This is a genomic window from Brevibacillus sp. NSP2.1 (assembly GCF_000470975.2).
Classification (GTDB): Bacteria; Bacillota; Bacilli; order Brevibacillales; family Brevibacillaceae; genus Brevibacillus; species Brevibacillus agri.
Genome location: NZ_CP048274.1, coordinates 121,623 through 146,576, shown reverse-complemented (window position 1 = coordinate 146,576; position 24,954 = coordinate 121,623). Strand labels below are relative to the sequence as shown.

20 protein-coding genes and 20 tRNA genes are annotated in these 24,954 nt (G+C 50.8%); 26 read left to right on the top strand and 14 right to left on the bottom strand.

From position 1 onward, the window contains the following. Positions 1–5: 5 nt before the first annotated feature. The 14 genes from M655_RS00860 to rpmH all read right to left on the bottom strand — a co-directional run bounded on the left by M655_RS00860 (position 6) and on the right by rpmH (position 15,646). Positions 6–1,160, bottom strand: a complete 1,155-nt coding sequence (locus M655_RS00860) for an aminotransferase class V-fold PLP-dependent enzyme (protein ID WP_005828345.1) — start codon at positions 1,158–1,160, stop codon at positions 6–8. Between the two features lie 15 nt (positions 1,161–1,175). Then, entirely contained in the window at positions 1,176–2,021 is an 846-nt protein-coding gene (locus tag M655_RS00855; protein WP_026557680.1) for a ParB/RepB/Spo0J family partition protein, read from the bottom strand. Next, positions 2,018–2,776, bottom strand: a complete 759-nt coding sequence (locus M655_RS00850) for a ParA family protein (protein WP_007779793.1) — start codon at positions 2,774–2,776, stop codon at positions 2,018–2,020. The genes M655_RS00855 and M655_RS00850 overlap by 4 nt, the downstream gene beginning before the upstream one ends. 1,822 nt (positions 2,777–4,598) lie before the next feature. Beyond that, positions 4,599–5,444: a nucleoid occlusion protein gene (gene noc, locus M655_RS00845; protein ID WP_007779796.1), complete on the bottom strand. Its 846-nt coding sequence runs from the start codon at positions 5,442–5,444 to the stop codon at positions 4,599–4,601. Between the two features lie 907 nt (positions 5,445–6,351). After that, positions 6,352–6,912 carry an MgtC/SapB family protein gene (locus M655_RS00840; RefSeq protein ID WP_005828340.1) on the bottom strand — a complete coding sequence of 187 codons (561 nt, stop codon included), beginning with the start codon at positions 6,910–6,912 and terminating at the stop codon, positions 6,352–6,354. Positions 6,913–7,763: 851 nt separating this feature from the next. Next, the gene (gene rsmG, locus M655_RS00835) at positions 7,764–8,480 is read right to left on the bottom strand and encodes a 16S rRNA (guanine(527)-N(7))-methyltransferase RsmG (protein WP_026557681.1); all 717 of its coding nucleotides are present in this window, start codon (positions 8,478–8,480) and stop codon (positions 7,764–7,766) included. A 13-nt stretch (positions 8,481–8,493) separates the two neighbouring features. Next, positions 8,494–10,392 carry a tRNA uridine-5-carboxymethylaminomethyl(34) synthesis enzyme MnmG gene (mnmG, locus tag M655_RS00830; protein ID WP_005828336.1) on the bottom strand — a complete coding sequence of 633 codons (1,899 nt, stop codon included), beginning with the start codon at positions 10,390–10,392 and terminating at the stop codon, positions 8,494–8,496. A gap of 106 nt (positions 10,393–10,498) precedes the next feature. Then, positions 10,499–11,875 (bottom strand): tRNA uridine-5-carboxymethylaminomethyl(34) synthesis GTPase MnmE, encoded by a 1,377-nt coding sequence (mnmE, locus tag M655_RS00825; protein ID WP_005828334.1) that lies wholly within the window; start codon positions 11,873–11,875, stop codon positions 10,499–10,501. A gap of 345 nt (positions 11,876–12,220) precedes the next feature. Beyond that, positions 12,221–12,850, bottom strand: coding sequence for an RNA-binding cell elongation regulator Jag/EloR (jag, locus tag M655_RS00820; RefSeq protein ID WP_005828332.1), 630 nt, complete (start codon positions 12,848–12,850; stop codon positions 12,221–12,223). Then, entirely contained in the window at positions 12,847–13,605 is a 759-nt protein-coding gene (yidC, locus tag M655_RS00815) for a membrane protein insertase YidC (protein ID WP_007779807.1), read from the bottom strand. Before yidC ends, jag begins: the two co-directional genes overlap by 4 nt. A gap of 37 nt (positions 13,606–13,642) precedes the next feature. Further along, a complete protein-coding gene (yidD, locus tag M655_RS00810; protein ID WP_005828328.1) occupies positions 13,643–13,867 on the bottom strand; it encodes a membrane protein insertion efficiency factor YidD in 225 nt (74 codons plus the stop codon). 4 nt (positions 13,868–13,871) lie between these two features. Continuing rightward, positions 13,872–14,240 (bottom strand): ribonuclease P protein component, encoded by a 369-nt coding sequence (gene rnpA / locus M655_RS00805; protein ID WP_005828326.1) that lies wholly within the window; start codon positions 14,238–14,240, stop codon positions 13,872–13,874. Positions 14,241–14,380: 140 nt separating this feature from the next. Beyond that, complete coding sequence (locus M655_RS00800) at positions 14,381–15,349, bottom strand: nucleotidyltransferase domain-containing protein (protein WP_026557682.1); 969 nt, start codon at positions 15,347–15,349, stop codon at positions 14,381–14,383. Between the two features lie 162 nt (positions 15,350–15,511). Then, positions 15,512–15,646: a 50S ribosomal protein L34 gene (gene rpmH / locus M655_RS00795; protein ID WP_005828322.1), complete on the bottom strand. Its 135-nt coding sequence runs from the start codon at positions 15,644–15,646 to the stop codon at positions 15,512–15,514. Positions 15,647–16,228: 582 nt separating this feature from the next. Here rpmH and dnaA point away from each other — a divergent pair. The 26 genes from dnaA to M655_RS00665 all read left to right on the top strand — a co-directional run bounded on the left by dnaA (position 16,229) and on the right by M655_RS00665 (position 24,954). Next, complete coding sequence (dnaA, locus tag M655_RS00790) at positions 16,229–17,590, top strand: chromosomal replication initiator protein DnaA (protein WP_005828320.1); 1,362 nt, start codon at positions 16,229–16,231, stop codon at positions 17,588–17,590. Positions 17,591–17,796: 206 nt separating this feature from the next. Further along, positions 17,797–18,936 (top strand): DNA polymerase III subunit beta, encoded by a 1,140-nt coding sequence (gene dnaN, locus M655_RS00785; protein WP_005828319.1) that lies wholly within the window; start codon positions 17,797–17,799, stop codon positions 18,934–18,936. Between the two features lie 48 nt (positions 18,937–18,984). Next, a complete protein-coding gene (gene yaaA / locus M655_RS00780) occupies positions 18,985–19,200 on the top strand; it encodes a S4 domain-containing protein YaaA (protein WP_005828317.1) in 216 nt (71 codons plus the stop codon). A 16-nt stretch (positions 19,201–19,216) separates the two neighbouring features. Beyond that, positions 19,217–20,335 carry a DNA replication/repair protein RecF gene (gene recF, locus M655_RS00775; RefSeq protein ID WP_005828315.1) on the top strand — a complete coding sequence of 373 codons (1,119 nt, stop codon included), beginning with the start codon at positions 19,217–19,219 and terminating at the stop codon, positions 20,333–20,335. A gap of 9 nt (positions 20,336–20,344) precedes the next feature. Further along, entirely contained in the window at positions 20,345–20,632 is a 288-nt protein-coding gene (remB, locus tag M655_RS00770; RefSeq protein ID WP_005828313.1) for an extracellular matrix regulator RemB, read from the top strand. An 8-nt stretch (positions 20,633–20,640) separates the two neighbouring features. Continuing rightward, a complete protein-coding gene (gene gyrB / locus M655_RS00765; RefSeq protein WP_412679388.1) occupies positions 20,641–22,557 on the top strand; it encodes a DNA topoisomerase (ATP-hydrolyzing) subunit B in 1,917 nt (638 codons plus the stop codon). Positions 22,558–22,782: 225 nt separating this feature from the next. Continuing rightward, positions 22,783–22,859 (top strand) — tRNA-Ile (locus M655_RS00760). 54 nt (positions 22,860–22,913) lie between these two features. Then, positions 22,914–22,989 (top strand) — tRNA-Ala (locus M655_RS00755). 39 nt (positions 22,990–23,028) lie between these two features. Beyond that, positions 23,029–23,104: transfer RNA gene (locus M655_RS00750), tRNA-Asn, on the top strand. A gap of 6 nt (positions 23,105–23,110) precedes the next feature. Beyond that, positions 23,111–23,186 (top strand) — tRNA-Thr (locus M655_RS00745). A gap of 17 nt (positions 23,187–23,203) precedes the next feature. Beyond that, positions 23,204–23,277: transfer RNA gene (locus M655_RS00740), tRNA-Glu, on the top strand. 84 nt (positions 23,278–23,361) lie between these two features. Further along, positions 23,362–23,437 (top strand) — tRNA-Val (locus M655_RS00735). 22 nt (positions 23,438–23,459) lie between these two features. Next, positions 23,460–23,536, top strand: a tRNA-Asp gene (locus M655_RS00730). A 35-nt stretch (positions 23,537–23,571) separates the two neighbouring features. Then, a tRNA-Phe gene (locus tag M655_RS00725) sits at positions 23,572–23,647 on the top strand. Positions 23,648–23,664: 17 nt separating this feature from the next. Then, positions 23,665–23,740 (top strand) — tRNA-Thr (locus M655_RS00720). A 49-nt stretch (positions 23,741–23,789) separates the two neighbouring features. Then, positions 23,790–23,874, top strand: a tRNA-Tyr gene (locus tag M655_RS00715). 18 nt (positions 23,875–23,892) lie between these two features. Further along, positions 23,893–23,967 (top strand) — tRNA-Gln (locus M655_RS00710). A 6-nt stretch (positions 23,968–23,973) separates the two neighbouring features. After that, positions 23,974–24,049: transfer RNA gene (locus M655_RS00705), tRNA-Lys, on the top strand. A gap of 21 nt (positions 24,050–24,070) precedes the next feature. Further along, positions 24,071–24,157: transfer RNA gene (locus M655_RS00700), tRNA-Leu, on the top strand. 24 nt (positions 24,158–24,181) lie between these two features. After that, positions 24,182–24,257: transfer RNA gene (locus tag M655_RS00695), tRNA-Gly, on the top strand. 152 nt (positions 24,258–24,409) lie between these two features. Then, positions 24,410–24,483: transfer RNA gene (locus M655_RS00690), tRNA-Arg, on the top strand. A 16-nt stretch (positions 24,484–24,499) separates the two neighbouring features. Then, a tRNA-Pro gene (locus M655_RS00685) sits at positions 24,500–24,576 on the top strand. Between the two features lie 18 nt (positions 24,577–24,594). Continuing rightward, positions 24,595–24,676 (top strand) — tRNA-Leu (locus M655_RS00680). Positions 24,677–24,682: 6 nt separating this feature from the next. Beyond that, positions 24,683–24,756, top strand: a tRNA-Gly gene (locus tag M655_RS00675). An 8-nt stretch (positions 24,757–24,764) separates the two neighbouring features. Then, positions 24,765–24,853: transfer RNA gene (locus M655_RS00670), tRNA-Ser, on the top strand. Positions 24,854–24,877: 24 nt separating this feature from the next. Then, a tRNA-Met gene (locus M655_RS00665) sits at positions 24,878–24,954 on the top strand.

The following is a 24,954-nucleotide window of genomic DNA, read 5'->3' as shown; positions in this document are numbered from 1 at the left end:
CTACCTTACGAAAACGCCGATGCTATCTCTCTAACAGCGTTCATAAGAGCTTCTACGTCTTTCTCTGTATTGAACATCCCAAAACTGGCCCGCACCGCTCCCCGCTGCTCGGTCCCTGCCGTATGGTGCCCCAGCGGCGTGCAATGATAGCCCGATCTCGTTGCGATTCCGTATTGTTGATCGAGAATAAAGGAAACCTCCGATGCATCCACCTGCCCGATGTTGAACGCGATTACTGCGACCCGCTCTGTTTCAATTCCCGGACCGTACACCTCTACTCCAGGAATTTGCTGCAGACCTGTGATCGTTTGCTTGGCAAGCTCCCATTCATGCTGGCGAATGTTTTCCACGCCTTTTTCCAGGACAAATTCGACCCCGGCCAGTAATCCTGCCAAACCGACTGTATTCAACGTCCCGCTCTCGTAGCGGTCCGGCCGTGTAGTCGGTTGCTCAATCGCTTCTGACTGACTGCCAGTACCCCCATGCAGCAACGGCTCCAGATCAATGTCGCTGTGCACATACAATCCGCCTGTCCCTTGTGGACCATACAGCCCTTTGTGCCCGGGAAACGCCAGCATGCCAATATTCATTTCTTCGACGTGAATAGGCAGCACTCCCGCCGACTGCGAGGCGTCTACCAGAAACGTGATACCCTTCTCTTTGGCCAGTTTGCCCAACTCTGCAATCGGCAAAATAACACCTGTCAGGTTGGAAGCGTGGCTTACGACCAGCAGACGCGTGTTTGGCTGGATCGCCTTGGCAAAATCGTCAACATGAAAAAGATGATCGCCTCTAGGCTCGACAAAAGTAGCTTCTACCTGATGGACGCGGCGCATATATTCAATAGGACGTCTCACTGAATTATGCTCCACTGACGAAGAAATCACATGATCGCCCGGCTTTAGAAACCCTTTGATCGCCTGGTTGAGTGCTTGTGTCGCATTTAGATAAAAAAAGAGGTTATTCGGGTTTTGAATCCCAAACAACCGCGATAACTGCACTCGTGTCCGAAACACGGTCTTGCTCGCTTTCATCGCCAAGGTATGTCCACCCCGGCCAGGGTTGGCGGCAAAATCTTCGATGACTTCAGCCATCCGCTCTTTCACGCCGGGTGGCTTCGGCCAAGTTGAAGCTGCGTTATCCAAATAGATGATCGCCATGACTACCTCCTGGACTTACTTCTCATCATTCAGTATCTCAATGATCCGCTGCAAATCTTCCTGCGAATAAAAGTCAATTTCGATCTTGCCGCGTTTCGCGCCTTTTTTAATTTTCACGGCGGTTCCAAAGCGACTGCGCAGCCGTTCTTCCAGCTCAATCAAAATCGGCTCGCTTTTTGCCGGCTTTTTCTTCTTTGTTTCACGTGAAACACTCAACTGTTTGACCAACTCTTCCAGTTGTCGCACGTTCAGCCCTTTTTCCACTACATCCTTCGCAAGCTGCTTTTGCACTTTCTCATCTGAGACACCCAAAAGCGCCCGAGCGTGGCCCATGGACAACTCTGCTGCTGAAACCATTTTTCGAATGCTTTCCGGAAGTTGCAACAGCCGCAGCATGTTCGCTACATGCGGTCTGCTTTTTCCGATTCGCTGAGCAAGCTGCTCTTGGGTATAATCGTGGTGCGCGATCAGCTTTTCATATGCTTCCGCTTCTTCCAACGGATTGAGGTTTTCCCGCTGCAGATTTTCAATCAGCGCAATTTCCATCAACTGCTGATCGGTGTAGGCTTTGACGACTACCGGAACCTGCTTCAAGCCCGCGAGCTTCGCTGCACGCAAGCGTCTTTCTCCCGCTACCAGCTCGTAACCCTTGATGCTTTTCCGGACAATCAGCGGCTGGATAATGCCATGTTCCCGTATCGAGTTTGCCAATTCATCAATAGCCGATTGTTCGAATTCTTTACGGGGCTGATACGGGTTGGGACGAATCTCACTGAAGGAAACCTCTTTTACTTGCTCCCCTTCTTCAATGAGATTGGACGTAATAAGTGCATTCAGCCCTTTTCCCAAACCTCTACTCATACCCCTACCACTTCCTTCGCCAAGTCAGAATAAACTTCTGCACCACGCGAGCGTGGATCGTACGTTATAATGGCTTGTCCATGTGATGGCGCTTCGCTCAAACGAACATTTCGCGGAATAATCGTTTTGTACACTTTCTCCTGGAAGTACTTTTTCACTTCCTCAATCACTTGCAGCCCCAAATTCGTGCGTGCATCCAGCATGGTCAGCACGACGCCTTCAATCGCCAATTGCGAATTGAGATGCTTTTGTACCAGGCGAATTGTGTTCAACAGTTGGCTCAATCCTTCCAATGCGTAGTATTCACATTGAATCGGGATCAAGACCGAGTCAGCAGCAGTCAGGGAGTTGACTGTCAAAATTCCCAAGGAAGGCGGGCAATCGATAATGACAAAGTCGTATTTGTCCTTCACAACCTCCAAGGCTTTTTTCAGACGAACCTCCCGGGATATCGTTGGAACCAATTCAATTTCTGCTCCCGCCAATTGAATCGTCGCCGGAATAATCATCAATCCTTCAATCTCGGTAGGCAGAGTCGCATCTACGGGGCTGATGTCGTTAATGAGAACATCATAAATACAATAGCGGACATCGGCTTTGTTTACTCCGATACCACTGGTTGCGTTCCCTTGTGGATCAATATCCACCAGCAGCACCTTTTTCCCCAATGCGGCCAGACAAGCACTTAGATTGACGGACGTAGTCGTTTTCCCGACGCCGCCTTTCTGGTTCGCAACCGCAATGATTTTACCCAACTTCTCCACCTCATTTTTCTCGTGTAGGAAAGCTTGTGATTTTGCCTAGCAAGATACAATCGCCAGCTTTCCGGAACGCCTTCAAGAATATCTGGTTTGTGCCAAAAGACTCGTGATCGGTTATCTTCAACTGCCTATGCTCTGCCTGATCCGGCTGGACCCGGGCAGATTCTTTAACTATCTAAGAACTTTTCAATGTGGGGCCTGTGACGTTGCCTCTGAAATGTGTGTATCAGGTAGCGTTATGGAAAAGCTTTTTGCGGGATGGCGGTTGTTGTTTCCAACCAGGAAGAAGCTTTCGGACAGCTTTTTCAGGCTTCCATCCGTTCCAAACTTCCCCTTCTGAAGCAAAAAGCTGCGCTAGCTTGCCTGTTATACACAAAACGAAACCTCATCGAGAAACAACGACTACTCCAAAACGTAAAAAAAGCTTGGTACTACCCATGTTACCAGATTTATTGCTTGCCCGTACGCTGTTTTTTTGATATTGAGACAATTTGTCCTTAATTTTGTCCGAACAGTTCCGATTGTCCCCTTTTTGCCAGAAAAAGATGCTTCTTGCGCAAGCAAAGCTTGGAAAAAACGGTCAAGGCCGCGCATGCAAACTCCCAAAAAGAATCGGTCGTGCAGGTAGTCGGGCACAGTCGTAAGTGCTCGCTGCTCCGATCTATTACTTTTCTCATTCGGATTTGCCCAAAAAGAAAGGCGACCCTGTCGCCACGCCCTTGCCGTTTTTTCGTTTTATGTTTTGATATGTTCTTTTTTTATGGGAGTGGCTTTCTGTTCTCTATTATCTATTATTATAGAGACAGAGGTATAGTGGGGCAGGTGTTGCCGTTCATGCTCTTATGTTGCGATTCTTGGCGTTTTTTCGGACTGTTGGCTTTCTAAAGGGTACGGGACACGATTTGATTTCAACTCGCATGGATTTCGCGAGGTCACGCGGGCGGGCACGACGGCACTTTAGTTCGTAAGCTTTTGCAAAAGCATGATCCGCAGCGTCACTTCAACTCGTTAGGTTTTTGTAAGGACATCGTTTTCAACGGTACTATCGCTCGTAGGCTTTTGGCAATGCCAGATTTACAACGGCATTTCAACTCGTAGGCTTTCGCGAGGACACGATTCACAACGCCATTTCTCGCAAGCTTTTGGCAATGCCATGATTCGCACGCCATTTCAACTCGTCAACTTTTGGCAATGCTATGATTCACACGCCATTTCAGCTCGTAACCATTTGGCAAGCCACGGTTCACAGCGCTGCTTCTATTCGAAATCTATTCGTAAGATCACCATTCACGACGGCACTTCAACCCACAATCTTTTCTCACAGCCTTCATTCTCGCCGCCCTTTTAACTCGACAACTTTTGCAACGCTCCGCCCTTAAATCGCAGGCTTAGCGCAAGGGCACGATTCGGAATATCACTTCAACTGGCGAGCTTTTCCCAAGTCTACGATTTTTGACGCTATTCAACTCGCAAGCTGTTTCCCAAGTCCACCATTCACAACGCAACTTCAACTCGCAAGCTGTTTCCCAAGTCCACCATTCACAACGCAACTTCAACTCACAAGCTTTGCGCAAGGCAACGATCAAAACCGCCTTCAAATCGCAGACTTTTTGCAAGGCCGCGATTCTCAATACGTGTTCAACTCGTAGGCTTTCGCTAGGACACGATTCACCATGCCCACAACTCATGACGAAGCCCATCTCGCCCAAAAGCCACTACCCGAAATCGACTACGCCCTTCTTGCAAAAACAGCCCTTCTCATAGAAGAGAAGGCAGCTAAGCCCTTCGCCTACCATACTTCATGTACACTTGCTTCCTACTTGTTATTTTTCGGAATTCGAATGGTGAATTGATAAAATTCATCATGGTCTTCCTCGTTCGTCTCTACTGGCAAGCCCGTCTGCATGACCATGTCAATCGACTGGCGCACTGTATTGATCGCGATGCGGGCATCTCTGGAGAATGCTTTCCAGCGCGGTTTTGACTCTTTTTCCGCCTTTGGATTTTCCGCCGCTTCCAGAAGCTGCTTGACGCGCACCTCTGTCTGCTTGACATTCCACTCTCGCTCCAGGATTTCTGCCAGCACTTTTACTTGCAGTTCCGCGTCCTTGAGTGGAATCAATGCTCGCGCATGGCGCTCTGTCACCTGGCGAGTCAACAGCGCATCTTGCACCTCCTGCGGCAAATGCAAAAGTCGCAGCTTGTTGGCGATGGTCGACTGCCCTTTTCCCAGACGCTGCGCCAGACTCTCCTGCGTCAAATCGTGCAAATCGATCAGCTTCTGATAGGCAACAGCCTCTTCAATCGCCGTCAGTCCTTCGCGCTGAAGATTTTCAATCAAGGCAATCGAAGCTGTTTGTGCATCGTTGAAATCTTTGATGATCGCAGGAATTTTCTCCATGCCTAACTTTTTTGTTGCGCGCAAACGCCGTTCTCCGGCAATCAACTCGTAGCGGCCGTCTCTCACCCGGACAACGATCGGTTGAATCAGCCCATGAGTGCGAATCGTTTGACACAGCTCGTCGATTTTCTCGTCATCAAAAACCGTTCGAGGCTGATATGGATTTGGCACAATCTCTTCGACTGGAAGCTGCCTGATTTCTTCATTATCTGTCTTGTCTGTCAATCCAAAAATCCGAGAAAATGAATCCTTCACTGCCATAGAAAAATCCCCCACTTCTACCCGTTCCATCGCGCTAATGTAAAACCACTGCTGCTCTGTGCGTAAAGCTTTCGAGACTCCAGCTCTCTAAGCATCTGCCGAAGAACTGAATGCCAAGCGGCACGGGCTTCTTCATCAGTCATTCCAAGCCTCGCCGCCAAGTCGACGCGACTAGCTGCGCTGCCTTTGCATCATCACCTGCAAAAAGTAATCCTGCGACGCCAAAAGCTGTCTGTAATCAACCGTTTTGCTTAAACAGGCAATCCTGTACAAATTTTTGCGTGGTGAAAACGAAAAACATCCCTCCACGTGAAAAAAAGGTCCTGTCCATTCACATGGCAGAATCTCGGCAAAAAGCTATTTGTCTTTCTGGTGTAAATATCGGCTGGAATTGACTGTTAAAACATATACACATTCGCTAGTCCGCGCGCCTTGCCATTTTGTCAGGCATGACGAAGTGCATCAGCGCCCGCTTCAGGCATTTTTTCGCTAAAAACCCTCCGCTATGCTGCCAGCAGCCGCTCAGAGTTGCATGGGACTGATCGAGTCTTCCCTATACCGTTAAGTGGATGCTGCTGTCCGGTGTCCACTGTGAAACGAGGCTAGTTCTTCAGAGCTAGTTTCCGTCCCCCTCGCCTTTCAGATCGTTAGCCACTTAACGCAGAAATGCCCCCTTCCTTGCATTCCCCCATTTTCATTGGAGAATTGCGGTCAACACCCGCGAACAAGGTTCCCAAGCACTACACGATGCACTTCCTGCCAGACTCGTATTGCCTATCCGATCGTTTTGAAAAATCCCCTTTGACCTATTGCCATTTTCTCTGTAAATGACTTAGTTTTCTTTTATATTAGTAATTCTGCAAGCTTCGCCCAATTCCTGCTTGGGAAAAACGTTTCACGTGAAACATCAATCGTGATCGTGGTCATAGAAATTGGCTTTGCCACTGTGTTTTCCCCGCTCTTCCCCACCTATGCTCTCATCGGTAGGATGTGAAATCTTGGTGACAGAAAAGAGCTTGGGAAACAACCGATGGAAGTCCAGAGTCAGGTAGGCAAAAAATGCAGCTACAATCGCCGTTATGTACATGCCTGCACTAAACATCAGTCCGATCGCCGACGCCACCCACATCCCGGCCGCAGTCGTCAAGCCTTTCACTGAGCCGTTGAATTTGATGATCGCCCCCGCCCCCAAAAAACCCATGCCCGTAACCACCTGTGCAGCTACCCTGCCGGGATCGTTGTTCACCCCGCTGGATTGAAAGCCGTAAATGGAGGCCAGTCCAAACAGACAAGATCCGAAACAAACGAGGCTGTAAGTCCGAAAGCCAGCTCCTCGTTGCCTGCTCACGTCTTTAATAAAACGCTCCCGCTCCCACCCCATGATGGCTCCCGCCAAAAAGGCAAGGAACAGCCGCAACAAAATAGTCGGAAGCTCCGGTGGAAAAAGGGAAGTCCACGCTTCTTCCATATCTATCATCCTCTCAGAACGGTAATCGTTATCGTCACTGTTACTCGTATGTATATGCGCCCTGAGAGAGCTGCATGCGCCTAAGCGGTAGATTCATTTTGGCGTGTAAGGACTCGAATGTTGGTTGGTCGCGGGTAAAAGGACTTCTCATAAAGGACCGAAGAAGCTTTGGAGGTCGACTGTCCGCTCGCGCAGGCCACGACTACCTCCACCCGAACTCGCCTCTGCTCACGAGAGTAAGTCGCTTCGTTCCAAACGTTCTGCCGTGAGAAAAGAAAACTTCGCCAACCAAGCCAAAACAGCTTATGGGTCCGAATGTCTGGCTGGTGTCTGGCTGGCTGTCCACCTGCCTGCCTGTCTGCCTGTCTGTCTGCCTGCTCGCCCACCCCACAACCACCTACACTCCAATTTTCCTCTCTACACACACATATCCCCTTTAACCTCGCGCTAATCGTTCCTCGCGCACCATAGCCATATAAGAAAAAGAACTTTGACCTAAGCAAAAAAGCCCCAAAAGTTTTCAGGCTGCTTTTCAGACCGCTTTTCAGCCTGTTCCCCAGGCCGCTAGCCACTCTAACTCCCCAAGACCACGCCCGCCTCGCTCAAAAACACCTCCCCACTTACAACACATGCCCACCCCCTCCGTTCCAATCCCACCAATACCGACTTACGCTCTCCCGACCAATAACGACCGATAGCAAAAAAACTCCACCAAAAACCCTTTAACTCCCTTAGCCCCCTAAAACAATAAAAACCACCTTATCCCCGCTCATCTTCCCCTAACTCTCTCTCCACTTCCCAAAACAAAAAAAGACCGCAGCCCCGCTCTGCGATCTTCTCCAATCCTCTTACTATACCAACGGCTTCTTAGCCGGAACCCCCGCCTTGCGCGGATAGTTTTTCGGCGTCGCCTCTATTTTTTCAATGATGACGATGTTGCGCTCCCCTGCGCCCTCCAGCAGTTGGAACGTCTCCACCTTTCGCGTTTTGCCGCCCAACGTTTTGATCGCCTTTTTCGCTTCGTTCAGCTCAGTCGTAATATCTGCCCCTTTGAGAGCGATAAAATGGCCCTTCGGCTGGGCAAATGGCAGACAAAATTCAGCCAGCAAGTTCAGCCGTGCCACAGCGCGGGCAACTACGAGATCGAACTGCTCGCGATAGCCGGCCTCTTGTCCGCGATCCTCTGCCCGTCCATGGACGGGATGAACGTCTGCCAGCCCCAATTCGCTCGCCACATGCTGCAAAAAGCTCATGCGCTTGTTCAGCGAATCAATAATCGTCATTTTCAGATGCGGGAAGCAAATTTTCAGCGGGATGCTCGGGAAGCCGGCACCGCCGCCAATATCTACGACCGACTTTACCTGGTCAAAAGGGAAGTAAAAGGCAGGCGTGATCGAATCGTAAAAGTGCTTGATGTACACTTGCCCCTCTTCGGTAATGCCCGTCAGATTCATTTTCTCGTTCCATTCCACAAGCAGACGGAAAAATTGGTCAAACTGCTCCTTCTGACGATCCGTTAACGAAATGCCTTGCGCTGCGAGAGCCTCGGCAAACTGTTCTTTGGTCATTTAGCTGATCTCCTTACTCCGCTGCACCTGCGCGTTTATACTCCAGATACACCATCAAAACGGAAATGTCTGCAGGAGTTACCCCTGCGATGCGCGCCGCTTGCCCGATGTTCAAAGGGCGGATTTTGGACATATTTTCCCGGGACTCTTTGGACAAGCCGGAAATCTGATGGTAGTCGATGTCTGCCGGAATGCGGCGTTCCTCCATCTTTTTCATCCGTTCGACCTGCTGCAAAGACTTTTTAATGTAGCCGTCGTATTTGATCTGGATTTCTACCTGCTCTTTCACTTCCTCCGGCAACGCTTGCGGCGCGGGAACCATCGCTTCGATATGGCTATAAGTCAGCTCCGGGCGGCGCAGCAGTTGCGCCAGCTCAATCACTTCTGTCAGTTCTGGCGAGCCCGCTGCACGCAACACTTCCTGTACATGCTCCATGTCGGGACGCACGCGCGTATTTTCCACGCGCTCCTTTTCCTGCTCGATCAAGCGGCGTTTTTCGGTAAAACGCTTGTAGCGTTCTTCGCTAATCAAGCCGATTTCGTAGCCGATGTCGGTCAGACGCAGGTCGGCATTGTCATGACGCAAAAGCAGACGATACTCGGCGCGGGAAGTAAGCAGACGATAAGGCTCATGTGTCCCTTTTGTCACCAGGTCGTCGATCAAAACGCCAATGTACGCCTCTTCCCGGCCCAAAATGACTGGCGGTTTGCCCTGAACCCGGCGCGCTGCGTTGATGCCCGCCATCAGCCCTTGGCCCGCTGCCTCTTCATACCCCGAAGTTCCGTTGATTTGACCGGCCGTAAACAGGCCAGGCAATTTTTTCGTTTCCAAAGACGGCCACAGTTGCGTCGGCACAATCGAATCGTACTCGATCGCATAGCCTGGGCGCATCATTTTGACTTCTTCCATCCCCGCCATCGAACGCAGCATCGACAATTGCACGTCTTCCGGCAAGCTTGTAGACAAGCCCTGCACGTACATTTCTTCCGTATTCCGCCCTTCCGGCTCCAGGAAGATTTGATGGCGCGGTTTGTCGTTAAAGCGCACGACTTTGTCCTCAATAGACGGGCAGTAACGCGGTCCGGTCCCTTCGATCATGCCCGAGTACATCGGAGCACGGTGCAGGTTCGAATTGATGAGCCCGTGCGTCTCCTCATTGGTATATGTCAGCCAGCAAGGCAACTGGTCCATGATAAACTCCGTTGTTTCATACGAAAAGGCGCGTGGCACCGAGTCTCCAGGCTGAATCTCCATTTTGGAAAAATCGACGCTGTTTTTGTGCACGCGCGGAGGCGTACCTGTCTTGAAGCGCGTCATTTCAAAGCCGAGTTCTTTCAGATGATGGGCCAGGCGAATCGACGGACGCATGTTGTTCGGGCCGCTCTCGTACTGCAAATCGCCGAGAATGATTTTTCCGCGCAAATACGTTCCGGTCGTCAAAACAACCGATTTTGCCTTGTACCGCGCCCCTGTCTGGGTGATAACCCCTACACAGACACCGTCCTCGACGAGCAGCTCCTCTACCATCGCTTGACGGAGGATCAAATTTGGCGTATTTTCAATCGTTTTTTTCATTTCATGCTGATAGGCGAATTTGTCCGCCTGCGCGCGCAAAGCATGTACAGCAGGACCTTTTCCCGTATTGAGCATGCGCATTTGAATGTGCGTTTTATCGGTATTGCGTCCCATTTCGCCGCCGAGGGCATCCAGCTCCCGCACGACGTGGCCTTTTGCCGGTCCACCTACCGACGGGTTGCACGGCATGTACGCAACAGCGTCCAGGTTGATCGTCAAAAGCAACGTGCTGCAGCCCATGCGCGCCGCCGCCAAAGCCGCTTCACAGCCGGCATGACCTGCCCCGATTACGATGACGTCAAACGAGCCCGCTTCATACGCAGGTACAACGTTCATTTTTGTTTTCCCCCTTACTCGTGAGTGACTCTCTCGCACACGACTTCCTTTTAAACAGGACGATGTGTCCTCCAAATACTTCTATGCTGCGTCCATTTCGCTTCGATTACTTGCCCAGACAAAACTGAGAGAAAATCTGGTCGATCAAATCTTCGCCGACACTCTCCCCAATCACTTCGCCGAGCAGCTCCCACGACTTTTTGATGTCGATCTGGATCATGTCGACAGGCATCAAATCATCAATTCCGGCCAGCGCCTCGTCAATCGCTTTTTCAGCCTGGCGAAGCAGTTGAATATGACGGGCATTGCTCACATAGGTCAAATCATCCTGCTGCACGCGTCCACTGAAGAAAATGTCTCCGATCGCCTGCTCCAGCAAGTCGATCCCCTTCTCCTCACGCGCTGAGGTCATGATAAGCGGCTGCTGCGGGAAATGACGCTTGATCTCTTCCAGGTCCACTTTTTGCGGCAAGTCGAACTTGTTTACGATCACGATGACCTGAAAGCCTTTTGCCGCTTCAAAAATCGCATAGTCGTCAGCCGTGAGCGGCTCATTGTAATTGACGACGAGCAGAACAAGATCAGCCTTTTGCAAAAGCTGACGCGATTTTTCCACCCCGATTTTCTCCACGATATCTTCCGTATCGCGAATCCCTGCCGTATCAATGAGACGCAGAGGAACCCCGCGCACGTTGACGTACTCTTCAATCACGTCACGAGTCGTTCCGGCCACATCGGTGACGATTGCTTTTTCCTCCTGAACGAGACTGTTCAGAAGAGAGGACTTTCCTACATTCGGCCGCCCGATAATCGCCGTAGACAAGCCTTCGCGCAATATTTTCCCTTGCTTGGCTGTCTGCAAAAGCCGCTGAATCTCGCCTTTTACCTCCTGGCATTTTCCGCGCAGGAAGTTTTGCGTAAACTCCTCGACGTCATGCTCGGGATAGTCCAGCGTTACTTCTATATGCGCCATGGCTTCAATCAAATTTTGGCGCAACTGTCGAATGAGCCGCGACAGCTTGCCCTCTACCTGGTTCAAAGCCACCTTCATCGCTCTGTCTGTTTTCGCCCGGATCAAATCAATCACGGCCTCAGCCTGAGACAAATCGACGCGTCCGTTTAAAAACGCACGCTTCGTAAATTCGCCCGGCTCCGCCAGTCTGGCGCCGTTATCCAGAATCAGCTCCAACACCTTTTCAACGGACACGATTCCTCCGTGGCAGTTTACCTCCACTACATCCTCTCGCGTGAACGTACGCGGAGCCTTCATCACAGACACAAGCACCTCTTCCACCCGTTCACCCGTTTCTGGATCGTACAGGTGACCGTAGTGGATCGTATGGCTATCCACTGTGGACAACCGCTGTTTTCCTTTATATATCTTATCCACAACGTCGATCGCTTCCGCACCGCTTACCCGAATGACGGCGATGCCGCCTTCGCCCATCGGTGTCGCAACCGCTGCTATTGTATCGAATTTCATGACCTTCACCTCAAGCTTTCCAATCAGACAAGTCAGCCACTAACTTACTAGCTTAACAGATCGCCCTGAAAAATTCCAAATGAAAGTGCAAATTTTGCACGCTCTCCTTCCCCAACCAGAAAAAGCAACCCCGCCGTCCAAGGTTGCTGTCCGTTCTCGTTATCCACAGTATGATCTTTTTGCGAAAAGCTCAACCCTTCCCGCGCTTATCCACAGTGGACAACTGTTTTTGGCGGCCACGCTGCAAGCGCGCACGTCGCAATTTGTCGATTTTCCTCGCTCTCGCGCCCGCTCCAACTGGCGAACCGTTCTCCGTCTATTTCGAGCGAAGCCAAAAAAAGAAGCCTAACGAGAGGCTTCTTTCGGTGCAATGACGATATATCGGTTTGGCTCGTCTCCTTCGCTGAAGGTGACGACATCCGCTCTTTTTTGCAGGAAGGCGTGAATTACTTTGCGCTCCGCGGCTGACATCGGCTCCAGCCGCACGTCCCGCCTGGTCGACAGAGCCTTTTTCGCGACACGGTCAGCGAGCTGCTCCAATGTTTCCTTGCGGCGCATCCTGTAATTTTCCGCATCCAAGGTGATGCGTACATGTTTGTCCGCATGACGGTTCGCTACGACGTTTACGAGATACTGTAAGGAATCCAGAGTTTGCCCTCTGCGGCCAATGATAATTCCCAGGTTGCTGCCCTGGATATCAAACAGGATGCCCTCTTCATTAGTACGAGTCTCCACTTTGGCGTTCACCTTCATGTTAGACAAAACATCTTGAAGAAAGTCACGTCCCTGTGCAACCGGGTCAAAATGAAATTCCACTTCCACTTTGGCGTCCTTGGCCCCAATCAGTCCAAAAAGGCCCCTGCTCGGCTCCTCCAGAACGCGAATACTCGCCTTTTCACGCGGTACACCCAATTCCAGCAAAGCTTTTTGCACAGCATCGTCTATCGTTTTTGCCGTAGCTACCACCTTTTTCACTTGGAGGTTCCCTCCTTGGGAGTAAGCTTATTGCCTTTATCACGATACAGGAAGTACGTTTGTACGATGGTAAACAGGTTGCCGTAAACCCAGTACAGAGACAGCGCAGATGGCAATGTGACGGCGATGGCCAAAATCATCAGCGGCATCATGACCAGCATCATTTGCATTTGCGGGTTGCCCTGTGTCGCTTGTCCCATCATTTTCGACTGCAAGTACGTCGTAATCGCAGCGATGATCGGCAAGATGTAGTACGGGTCTTTTTCACCCAAAGTCAGCCAGAGGAACGTTTGCGTCTTGATTTCCTCCGTCCGGATGATGGCATGGTAAAAGGCGATCAGGATAGGCATTTGCACCAGCATCGGCAAGCAACCCGCGAGTGGATTGACGCCGTTTTTCTGGAAGACAGCCATTGTTTCCTGTTGCGCTTTTTGCGGATCGTTTTTATACTTCTCACGAATTTTTTGCATCTCCGGTTGAAGCTCTTGCATTTTCTTGGAGCTCTTGATTTGCTTGACCATCAATGGCAGCACAATCAAACGGATGATGACTGTCGCTACCAGGATACCGAAACCGTAGTTGTCTCCAAGCACCAAAGCGCTTTCTTTAATCAACCAGGACAAGGGATATACGAGATACTTGTCCCAGAAGCCGGTTGCGTCAGGGCCGATAGGCTCAGCAGTCGCCGGGTTACAGCCTGACAGCACAAGAACCAGCATAGTCAGCATTAGCATGCTGAGGGTACGTCTACTCAAGGGTGATCCTCCTTTTCCCCGCTTCAATGAGGTATGCTTATTTGCGTTGATCCGGAACTGGATCAAACCCGCCCGGGTGGAACGGATGACATTTCAGGATGCGACGAAGAGCCAGCCAGCCTCCACGCCACGCCCCAAACCGACGAACCGATTCGATAGCGTAGTGCGAGCAGGTGGGCGCGAATCTGCATGTAGGAGGTTTCAGCGGAGAAATAAACAACTGGTATCCGCGGATCAACCAAACCATGACTTTCGCAATCATCGTTTCACCCTCTTTTTCCATTATGTACGGGTGCCCGTTTGATTACTTTGGCGCGCTTCATCACGTGCAACAGAGATTGCTCAATGGCTTCAAGCGACATGGCTTCCACTCCCGGACGGGCGATGATGACAAGATCGAGGCCGAGTGGAATGTCTGACTCCAGCCGCGCTACCGCTTCGCGAATCAGCCGTTTGACTCTGTTGCGGATAACAGCGTTACCAATTTTTTTGCTGACAGAAATTCCGGCGCGAAAAGCAGCCTGTCCCTCTTGTTTGGCTGAATACAGGACAAATTGCTTGTTGGCAGCCGAAGTTCCTCGTTGAAACACTGCTTGAAAGTGCTCATTTTTTTTGAGCCGGTGTGAACGATGCAAGGTAAACAACCCCTAACATCACAATTATAGTAGAAAACGTAAACAGCATCTACCAGTATATCCTTGTTTCGTCCACTTTTTTCCCAAAGTCTGCGCACTTTGTGCGAAAATCAAAAAACACCAGGGAAAATCAGGGAAAATTAGTCTATTTTTGCGATCAGCTCGGCCTTTGCCCTGCGCAGCTCAGAGACTCCCGGCTCATCCATCTGGAAAAAACCAAGTTCCAAAAGCGCCTCGCCCAACTCGGGCGGCAGCTCTCCCCAATGCTCCTCCCACCAGTTGCCCTCGTCCGTGCTGGAATACAGCCACACGGCCTCGGAAAACAGCAGAAAGCCCGCCTCTACGTACTGGCCTTGTCGCAGCAGCCTGTCGATCTTTCGCTTCAATAGAACGTCATTCTCTGCTCCCAGCGAAAACGTCTCCTGACCGCGGCGCGTTTTCAAATGGGCACGATAGGCCGCAAGCACCGCCAGCCCATCCATGAGCGCCTCTTTTGTCTGATACGTCTCCGCAAAACACTGCTCAAGCGCTGTCCATTCGCCCAGCTCCCGCAGCAACTGATACAGCGCACGATCGCTGAGCTTTCCATGCGAAACGCAAGCGATCAGTTGCAAAGCTTCCAACCAGCCGGCCCACTCAAGCAGGGCAACTGAATAAAAGCGTCCTTCTGCAAGCGCCTCATCTCCGCTCCGCTCATACGCCGCAATCGCCGCCTTCACCTGGCCAATCATCTTTTGCCGAGCCTCTTCCGATTCGAGGTAATCTTGCATCTGCACAAACCAGCCCGCAAAACGAGCCGTGGGATCGGCAATCAGCCGGGCCTCCTGCAAATACCGCCACGCCCACGGGTTGGCACGCACGTCCTCTATCGTCGGCACTGAATGCACGTGAAGCTCAATCAGTTGCCCGCGAAACTGGCGGTTTTCACTTCGATGTTCAGAGGCTCCCTCCATGAACACATTCAGGTCGAGATCGCTGAAGGCGTCTGCCTCCCCCCTCCCGACCGAACCGCCCGCATAGGCGCATACCATCCCCGAAAGCGATAGCTGCTCGACAAAGTCACGGCCCAACTCAATAAAAAAGTCGGTTTCATCCTTATAAGGATTCATCGGTTCCTCCCGCTCTTTGCTATGCTGCAAGAGCCTTTCCATAGCTAGGTAATGATTCTCCCCCAAGAAAGGTTCCACATCGCGGTTAGACATCCTCTTCACACCTTAAAAAGAATTTTCCGACATCATTGCGCAAACAAAAAGGCCACTGGAAATGTGGCCTTACGCGGAAAGAACTTTTCTACCTTTTTGACGACGAGCAGCCAAAATTTTACGGCCGTTTTTTGTGCTCATGCGCTTACGGAATCCATGATCCTTTTTGCGCTTGCGATTGTTAGGATTAAAAGATGGTTTCATTTCGTATTACACCTCCGTCTCGCACAGACATTCTTTTGCATTATAAGGACATATAGTAAAAAAGTCAAGCGACAGTGGAATTTCGTTACCAAGGCAAATATCCCCATAAAACTATTTCCCGGATCTGTGGATATCATCTTATCCACAAAAGCAGATTTCGACAAGTTTATCTACAGCTTGTACACAAAATATAGATATGTGAATATGTGCCTGGTACCAGTGGTTGTGTTTGTGGATAAGTATGAAAAAACCATTGATGCCATGCCTTATATCTGTTATTATGTTTTTGTTTTGAAGCGTGAATAACTCCGATAGGCTAATCGGTTTTTCCACAGGGTGTGGATAAGTTTGTGGACAGATTCCTTCCTATGTGTATGTCGTTACTCACAGGGATGCGGATAACCGTCTGCTTTTTTTCTCTTCTACGAGCGGAATCCCTATTTTTCGACTTTTTTTATCCACAGTCGCTGTAAACGACCGTGTTGACAATTGGGTCACACATATGAGGTTTTTTGCAATTGCTATCGTTTGTTTCTTATCGGTGATTTTATTTTTCGGACGGCCCAAAAGGAGGGATTCTGGTTGGATGCAGCGATTAGCGAACTATGGCGCAAAGTTCTCGCCAAGATAGAAAAATCGCTAAGCAAACCAAGTTTTGATACCTGGCTCAAAGCGACGAGAGCAACAACCTTGGAAGAAGATGCACTGATCGTCGTCGCGCCCAACGACTTTGCGAGGGATTGGCTTGAAACCAGGTACGCTCAACTGATTACCGATACACTATATGAAGTGACAGGTATCAATATGAAGGTAAAATTCGTCGCCCTGCAAAATCAGGACGCCGCATTTGCCGAAGAACAACCAGCCCCGCGGGTGAAAATGAGCGCTCCGCCCTCAGCAGCGGATGACCAGCCACCCAGCATTTTAAATCCCAAGTACACCTTTGACACCTTCGTCATCGGTGCCGGGAACCGATTCGCTCACGCCGCTTCGCTTGCGGTCGCTGAAGCTCCTGCTAAAGCTTACAATCCTCTCTTCATTTACGGAGGAGTCGGACTTGGCAAAACCCACTTGATGCACGCAATTGGCCATTATGTCATTCAACACAATCCATCGGCGAAAGTGGTCTATTTGTCGTCAGAGAAGTTCACCAATGAATTCATCAACTCTATTCGCGACAACAAGGCCGTCGAATTCCGCAATAAGTACCGGAGTGTAGACGTTCTTTTAATTGATGATATTCAGTTTTTGGCAGGCAAGGAATCGACGCAGGAAGAGTTTTTCCATACGTTTAATGCCCTGCACGAAGAAAGCAAGCAGATCATTATCTCCTCTGACCGGCCTCCCAAGGAGATTCCGACTCTGGAGGATCGTCTGCGCTCCCGCTTTGAATGGGGACTCATTACCGACATTCAGCCGCCAGATTTGGAAACGCGGATTGCCATTTTGCGCAAAAAGGCAAAAGCGGAGAATCTCGACATCCCGAATGAGGTAATGGCGTACATCGCGAACCAGATCGACAGCAACATCCGCGAGCTGGAAGGCGCCCTGATCCGCGTCGTGGCTTACTCTTCGCTGATTAATCGCGACATTGATACGCAGTTGGCCGCTGAAGCGCTGAAAGACATCATTCCGTCTTCTCGCCCTCGCGTCATTACGATCATGGACATCCAGCGCGCAGTCGGAGAAGCCTTTAGCCTCAAACTGGAAGACTTCAAGGCGAAAAAGCGAACCAAAACCGTCGCTTTTCCGCGGCAAATTGCCATGTATTTGTCTCGCGAGCTGACAGATGCCTCTTTGCCGAAAATCGGGGACGAATTTGGCGGACGCGACCATACGACCGTCATTCACGCACACGAAAAAATCTCTCGGGCGCTGGCAAGCGACCCGCAGATGCAGACTACGATTCAGTCGCTCATTGAAAAGTTAAAAGCAAACCATTAAACCTGTGCATAACGCAAAAAGCCTATACACAACTTACCCACATGTGTATAGGCTATCTTTTACGTTATCAATCCACATATCCACATATCCACAGGCTCTATTACTACTTCTGTTTAAAAAGACTTATCCTAATAAGATATGATAAAGACGCAGCCATTATGCATAACCACTTAAAAAATGGCGCAGATAGAGGGAGGATCACGTTGATGCATATTACCGTTCAGCGAGACAAGCTGTCTAACGCCGTGTCACATGTCAGCAAAGCGGTTTCCAGCAGAACCACCATTCCGATTTTGACTGGGATTAAGATAAAGACGGATGATGAGGGACTTACTCTGACTGCAAGCGATTCGGATGTATCCATCGAGGTGCAGATTCCTTTGGAAGAAGCGGGAGAATGGGGAGTAACGATCCATCAGCATGGGAGCATTGTTTTGACAGCGCGCATTTTCAGCGAAATCGTGCGCAAGCTGCCAAGCAATGAGATTCACATTCAGGTAGACGACCGTCTCGTTACGCAAATCCGTTCGGGACAAGCCGAATTCACCATTAACGGAATGGATGCCAGCGAGTATCCTCAACTGCCGCATCTGGAAGAAGACAAAGTTTTCAGCGTTCCCTGTGACTTGCTGAAAGCCATGATCCGGCAAACCGTTTTTGGCGTCTCTACTTCCGAAATGCGTCCGATCTTGACTGGACTCATGTGGTCCCTGGAACAAGGCAAGCTGCGCTTTGTCGCTACTGACAGTCACCGTCTGGCCAGCCGTACTGCGATGGTAGAATGCCCGGAAGACTTGTCCTTCCACAACGTAGTCGTGCCAGGAAAAAGCTGCAACGAACTGGTGAAAATTCTCGATGACGACCAAAACCCGGCCGACATCGTCGTAGCCGACAATCAGATTTTGGTGAAGTCCAAGCACATTCTGTTCTATTCCCGTCTGCTGGAAGGAACTTACCCGGACACGACCAGAATCATCCCGCAAGGCAGCAAAACCGAGATTACCGTCAGCACCAAGGAATTTTTGCAATCAATTGAGCGCGCTTCCTTGCTCAGCCGCGAAGGCAAATCGAACGTGGTCAAGCTGGTTACATTGCCGGACGGCAGCGTGGAGATCACTTCCAACGCACCGGAAATCGGTAAAGTTACGGACATTTTGACGCCAAAAGCCACGAACGGCGAAGAGCTGAAGATTTCCTTCAACGCGAAGTACATGATTGACGCCTTGCGTGCGATCGACAGCGCCGAGATCAAAGCCAGCTTTACCGGCCCGATGAGTCCGTTCGTGATTCGTCCGACAGACCACGACTGGATGCTGCATTTGATCCTGCCAGTCCGTACTTACTAGGTCTTTTTCGTAAAAAAGTTCTTTTTCGTAAAAGAAAGGAGCCAAACCATGCGTGAGGTTTCCATCAACACCGAATACATTGCGCTCGGCCAATTTTTGAAGCTGGCTGACGTCATTGACACAGGCGGCATGGCTAAAGCGTTTTTGGCAGAAGTGCCGATCAAGATCAATGGCGAGTTGGACAACCGGCGCGGCCGCAAGCTATATCCTGGCGATGAAGTGGCGATTGAAGGCCATGGCCGCTTTCAAGTGGTACGCCGCTGAGAGGAGAGCGTGATTCTTGTTTCTCAAGAACCTGTCGCTAACCAACTATCGCAACTACCAGTCCTTGTCCTTGGATTTTGACGGACCGATCCAGTTGTTCATCGGGAACAACGCCCAAGGGAAAACCAATGCACTCGAGTCGATATACGTTCTGGCTCTGGCCAAATCCCACCGCACGCCCCGAGACAAGGAGCTGATTGCGTGGGATGCCGATTACGCCACGATCCGTAGCGATGTTCTTCGTCGCTACGGTTCTGTTCGTTTGGAGCTGCAGTTGACAACCAAGGGAAAGCGGGCCAAAATCAACGGAATGGAGCAGCAAAAGCTGAGCGCCTACGTGGGAGCTTTGAACGTAGTCATGTTTGCGCCGGAGGACCTGTCCATTGTAAAAGGAGCGCCTGCCCAGCGTAGGCGTTTCATTGACATGGAAATTGGCCAAGTTTCGCCCACCTATCTGTATTATTTGAGCAACTACAACAAGGTGCTGGCTCAGCGGAACCAACTGCTGAAGGACTTGGCGATGAAAAAAAGCCATTCGCTGGAAATGCTGGCAATTTGGAATACCCAACTGGCCGATTTAGCGGTAAAATTGTTGAGGAAGCGATTTGAGTTTCTGCGCAAGCTGGAGGTGTGGGCGCAGGAGATCCACACCGGCATTACCAACGGCAGGGAAATGCTTTCTTTGCATTACGTGAACTCATCGCCCGTTACGGATGAAATGTCGGCAGAGCAAGCGGTTGAAAAAATGCTGGCTGCCTATGAAGAGGTTCGCGACCGGGAAATTATGCGCGGAAGCACGCTGATCGGACCGCACCGCGATGATTTTTCACTCAAAGTGAACAACATGGATGTCCAGACGTACGGTTCGCAAGGGCAGCAGCGCACGAGCGCCCTGTCCATCAAATTGGCCGAAATTGAGCTGATTAAAGAAGAAGTCGGGGAATACCCCGTTCTTTTGTTGGATGATGTCTTGTCAGAGTTGGATGAACATCGGCAAACCCTGCTGCTCGAAACCATTCAGGATCGGGTTCAGACGTTTGTAAGCACGACAGGTGTGGAAGGCTTAAAGCATCAGGTTCTCCAGCAAGCCTCTCGGTTTTACGTGAAGGAAGGGACAATCTCGGGAGAAAGGTAGGGGTCAGGGATGTTTATTCACATTGGTGGAGATACTGTGGTGAGCACTAAGGAAGTTATTTCCATCCTCGACCATCAAACCGTGAAATCCTCGAAGGTCAACAAGGCTTTCCTGGAGGAAAAGCGGAAAACGATTGTCGATCACAGCGTGGAAGAAACAAAATCTTATGTAATCACCCAGGACGCCATTTACTGTTCACCTATTTCTTCTCTGACGCTAAAGCGACGCGCTCAGTTCGTGGACAGCTTGGATCAGTTTCCCTTTGTACAAGCTGAAGTGGAGGAGTTGACAGAGTAGTGGATCAAGTGACGACGAACGATACAAACTATGATGCGAGTCAGATTCAGGTTCTGGAAGGTCTGGAAGCTGTTCGGAAACGTCCCGGCATGTATATCGGCTCGACCAGCAGCCGCGGTTTGCATCACCTGGTATGGGAGATTGTCGACAATGCTATCGACGAAGCGCTTGCCGGTTATTGCGACAACATCTTGGTGGTCATTCATCCGGACAACTCCGTATCTGTAACTGATAACGGCCGGGGAATCCCGACCGGCATCCATGAAAAAACCGGAAAATCAACCGTTGAGACGGTTTTGACTGTCCTGCACGCCGGCGGAAAATTCGGCGGTGGCGGATACAAAGTCTCCGGCGGTCTGCACGGGGTAGGTAGCTCGGTAGTGAACGCGCTATCTGAATGGATGGAAGTAGAAGTAAAGCAAAACAACAAAATTCACTATATGCGCTTTACAGTCGGAACGCCTGATGCTGATCTTGCCGTCATTGGCGAGACAGAGGAGACGGGAACAAAAGTCACCTTCAAGCCAGATCCGACGATTTTTACGGAAACGACTGTTTTTGAATACGACGTTTTGCAAAAACGTATTCGCGAGCTCGCCTTCCTCAACAAAGGGCTGCGCATTACGCTGAAGGATACGCGCCCGGACCAGGAGCGGGAAGAATCGTTCCACTATGAGGGCGGTATCGTACAGTTCGTGGAATACTTGAATAAAAACCGGGAACCGTTGCACGAAGAGGTCATTTACTGCGAGGGCGAAAAAGACGGCCTTTTCGTTGAGGTTGCTCTGCAGTACAACGACAGCTATGTGAGCAACATCTACTCGTTCGCCAACAACATCAACACGCATGAGGGCGGAACGCACGAAACAGGCTTCAAGACAGCTCTTACCCGTGTCATTAACGACTACAGCCGCAAATTCAATCTCCTGAAGGAAAAAGATCCGAACCTCTCCGGCGATGACGTGCGCGAAGGGATTACGGCGATCATTTCCGTGAAGATTCAGGAGCCGCAGTTTGAAGGGCAGACGAAAACCAAGCTCGGCAATTCGGAAGCGCGCAGCATTACCGAATCTGTCTTTGGCGATCGCTTCAGCACCTTTATGGAGGAAAATCCGGGCGTAGCGAAAAAAGTGGTGGAGAAAGCCCTGATGGCTTCCCGTGCTCGTGAAGCAGCGCGGAAAGCCCGTGAAATGACTCGCCGTAAAAGTGCGCTCGAAGTCAGCGCTTTGCCGGGTAAATTGGCGGACTGCTCTTCGAAGGACGCTTCGGAATCCGAACTGTTCATCGTTGAGGGGGACTCCGCGGGCGGTTCTGCGAAGTCCGGCCGCGATCGCCATTTCCAGGCCATTCTTCCTTTGCGTGGAAAAGTGCTGAACGTAGAGAAAGCGCGCTTGGACAAAATTCTCGGCAACAACGAGATTCGCATGATTATTACTGCGCTCGGCACCGGGGTAGGCGAAGATTTTGACATTTCAAAAGCGCGCTACCACAAAGTTGTGATTATGACGGACGCGGACGTGGACGGCTCGCATATTCGCACGCTGCTGCTGACGTTCTTCTACCGTTACATGCGTCAGCTCATCGAAGCGGGGTACATTTATATCGCGCAGCCGCCGCTCTACAGCATCAAGCAAGGCAAGACGCTGCATTACGCGTATAACGACAAGCAGCGCGATGAAATACTCGCGACCCTCAAGGCTACACCGAAGCCAAGCGTCCAGCGCTACAAAGGGTTGGGCGAGATGAATGCTGACCAATTGTGGGAGACGACAATGGACCCTGCCATGCGCACGCTCCTGCAAGTGAACCTGGAAGACGCCATGGAAGCAGACATGGTGTTTGAGACGCTCATGGGCGACGAAGTAGAGCCGCGCAGGGAGTTTATCGAGCAACACGCGGCATCTGTAAGGGATTTGGACATTTAAGCTTTGAAATAGATTCGGTATATGGCAAGAAGGCTCAGCGATCCAGGCGGTATGAAAATGGCTTCAACAGGCGGTTTGCACTGAACGAAGCTATTATTTTGCTGAGCTTTGGATAGCTGAGTCTGCCTTCTTGCAAAAAAATTCACTGCCGCACGATAAAAAAATCAAAAATTCTATTGCAATGAATTAAAATGTATGCTAGATTAAAGATCCAGGAAGTGATACGGGCCTATAGCTCAGTTGGTTAGAGCGCACGCCTGATAAGCGTGAGGTCGGCTGTTCGAGTCAGCCTAGGCCCACCACTTATACAAGGCGATAGCGCCGGATGCGACATCGCTTATCCATTTTTGGAAAATGGGGCTGTAGCTCAGTTGGGAGAGCGCCTGCCTTGCAAGCAGGAGGTCATCGGTTCGATCCCGTTCAGCTCCACCAATATACTCCTATAGGCAATTGGCCTGGATGTCCTAATGTTCCTCGGTAGCTCAGTTGGTAGAGCAATCGGCTGTTAACCGATCGGTCGGCGGTTCGAGTCCGTCCCGAGGAGCCATATCACGCTCCTGTAGCTCAGTCGGTAGAGCGTTTCCATGGTAAGGAAGAGGTCGCAGGTTCGATTCCTGTCGGGAGCACCAGAAATGATTACAAACATGGCCCGTTGGTGAAGCGGTTTAACACAGCAGCCTTTCACGCTGTCATACAGGGGTTCGAATCCCCTACGGGTCACTTATACACCCAACTAGTTGTTGGGGTCCCCGCAAAGTACTCGGTGTTGCTATAACGCAATCTCTTCACTTTGTGGGGTACTTTGGAGGCTTAGCTCAGCTGGGAGAGCATCTGCCTTACAAGCAGAGGGTCGGCGGTTCGATCCCGTCAGCCTCCACCATTTTCACGAATGACAAAACCATGGAGCTGTGGTGAAGTTGGAGTTCACGCCGGTCTGTCACACCGGAGGTCGCGGGTTCGAGTCCCGTCAGCTCCGCCATTATTCAAAAAGTAATGGTGGACTCACATACACGAGGCTCGGTAGCTCAGTCGGTAGAGCAGAGGACTGAAAATCCTCGTGTCGGCGGTTCGATTCCGTCCCGAGCCACCATGAAATAAACTGAACATGCCGGTATAGCTCAATTGGTAGAGCACCTGACTTGTAATCAGGGGGTTGTGGGTTCAAGTCCTATTGCCGGCACCATTTTCATCCTTTCGAGCAAAGAGCAATCCGTGCTTACGAAGGACAAGCTGGGGAGATAGTGAAGTGGCTAAACACGGCAGACTGTAAATCTGCTCCCTCCGGGTTCGGCGGTTCGAATCCGTCTCTCCCCACCATCTTTACTTCATGGCTATTGGGGTATAGCCAAGCGGTAAGGCAACGGACTTTGACTCCGTCATTCCTAGGTTCAAATCCTAGTACCCCAGCCATAATGAGAGCCATTAGCTCAGTTGGTAGAGCATCTGACTTTTAATCAGAGGGTCGAAGGTTCGAGTCCTTCATGGCTCACCAGTATTTTTGACAAGTAGATATGCGGTCGTGGCGGAATTGGCAGACGCGCTAGATTCAGGTTCTAGTGGTGGCAACACCGTGGAGGTTCAAGTCCTCTCGACCGCACCAACCCATCCTATGATGGATGAAAATGCGGACGTAGCTCAATTGGTAGAGCGTCGCCTTGCCAAGGCGAAGGTCGCGGGTTCGAGACCCGTCGTCCGCTCCATCAATGTTCTCGGGTCTCTCGCCCGTTCCGGGTTTACCCTCGCAGAACATCAAGGAAGAGTGTCACGGGCACTTCCGATCTGGCTTTGCAGGCAGCGTTTTGACGCAGCAGCGCCAGAAAGAAGCGAGACCCGTCGTCCGCTCCATTATCATGTGCCCTTAGCTCAGCCGGATAGAGCGTTTGACTACGAATCAAAAGGTCGGGAGTTCGAATCTCTCAGGGCACGCTTTTCTTTATATAGTCGGGAAGTAGCTCAGCTTGGTAGAGTACTTGGCTTGGGACCAAGGGGTCGCAGGTTCGAATCCTGTCTTCCCGACCAGTTTTTCCAATTTGATATGCCGGTGTGGCGGAATGGCAGACGCGCGCGACTCAAAATCGTGAGGGAAACCGTGGGGGTTCAAGTCCCTTCACCGGCACCATATTTTGCGGGTGTAGTTCAATGGTAGAACTCCAGCCTTCCAAGCTGGTCGCGTGGGTTCGATTCCCATCACCCGCTCCATTTTTTGCGGAGGGATACCGAAGTGGTCATAACGGGGCGGTCTTGAAAACCGTTAGGGTGCAAGCCCACGGGGGTTCGAATCCCTCTCCCTCCGCCATTCTCATTCCTACCTGATGTTCGTGGCGGCGTAGCTCAGATGGCTAGAGCGTTCGGTTCATACCCGAAAGGTCGGGGGTTCGATCCCCTCCACCGCTACCA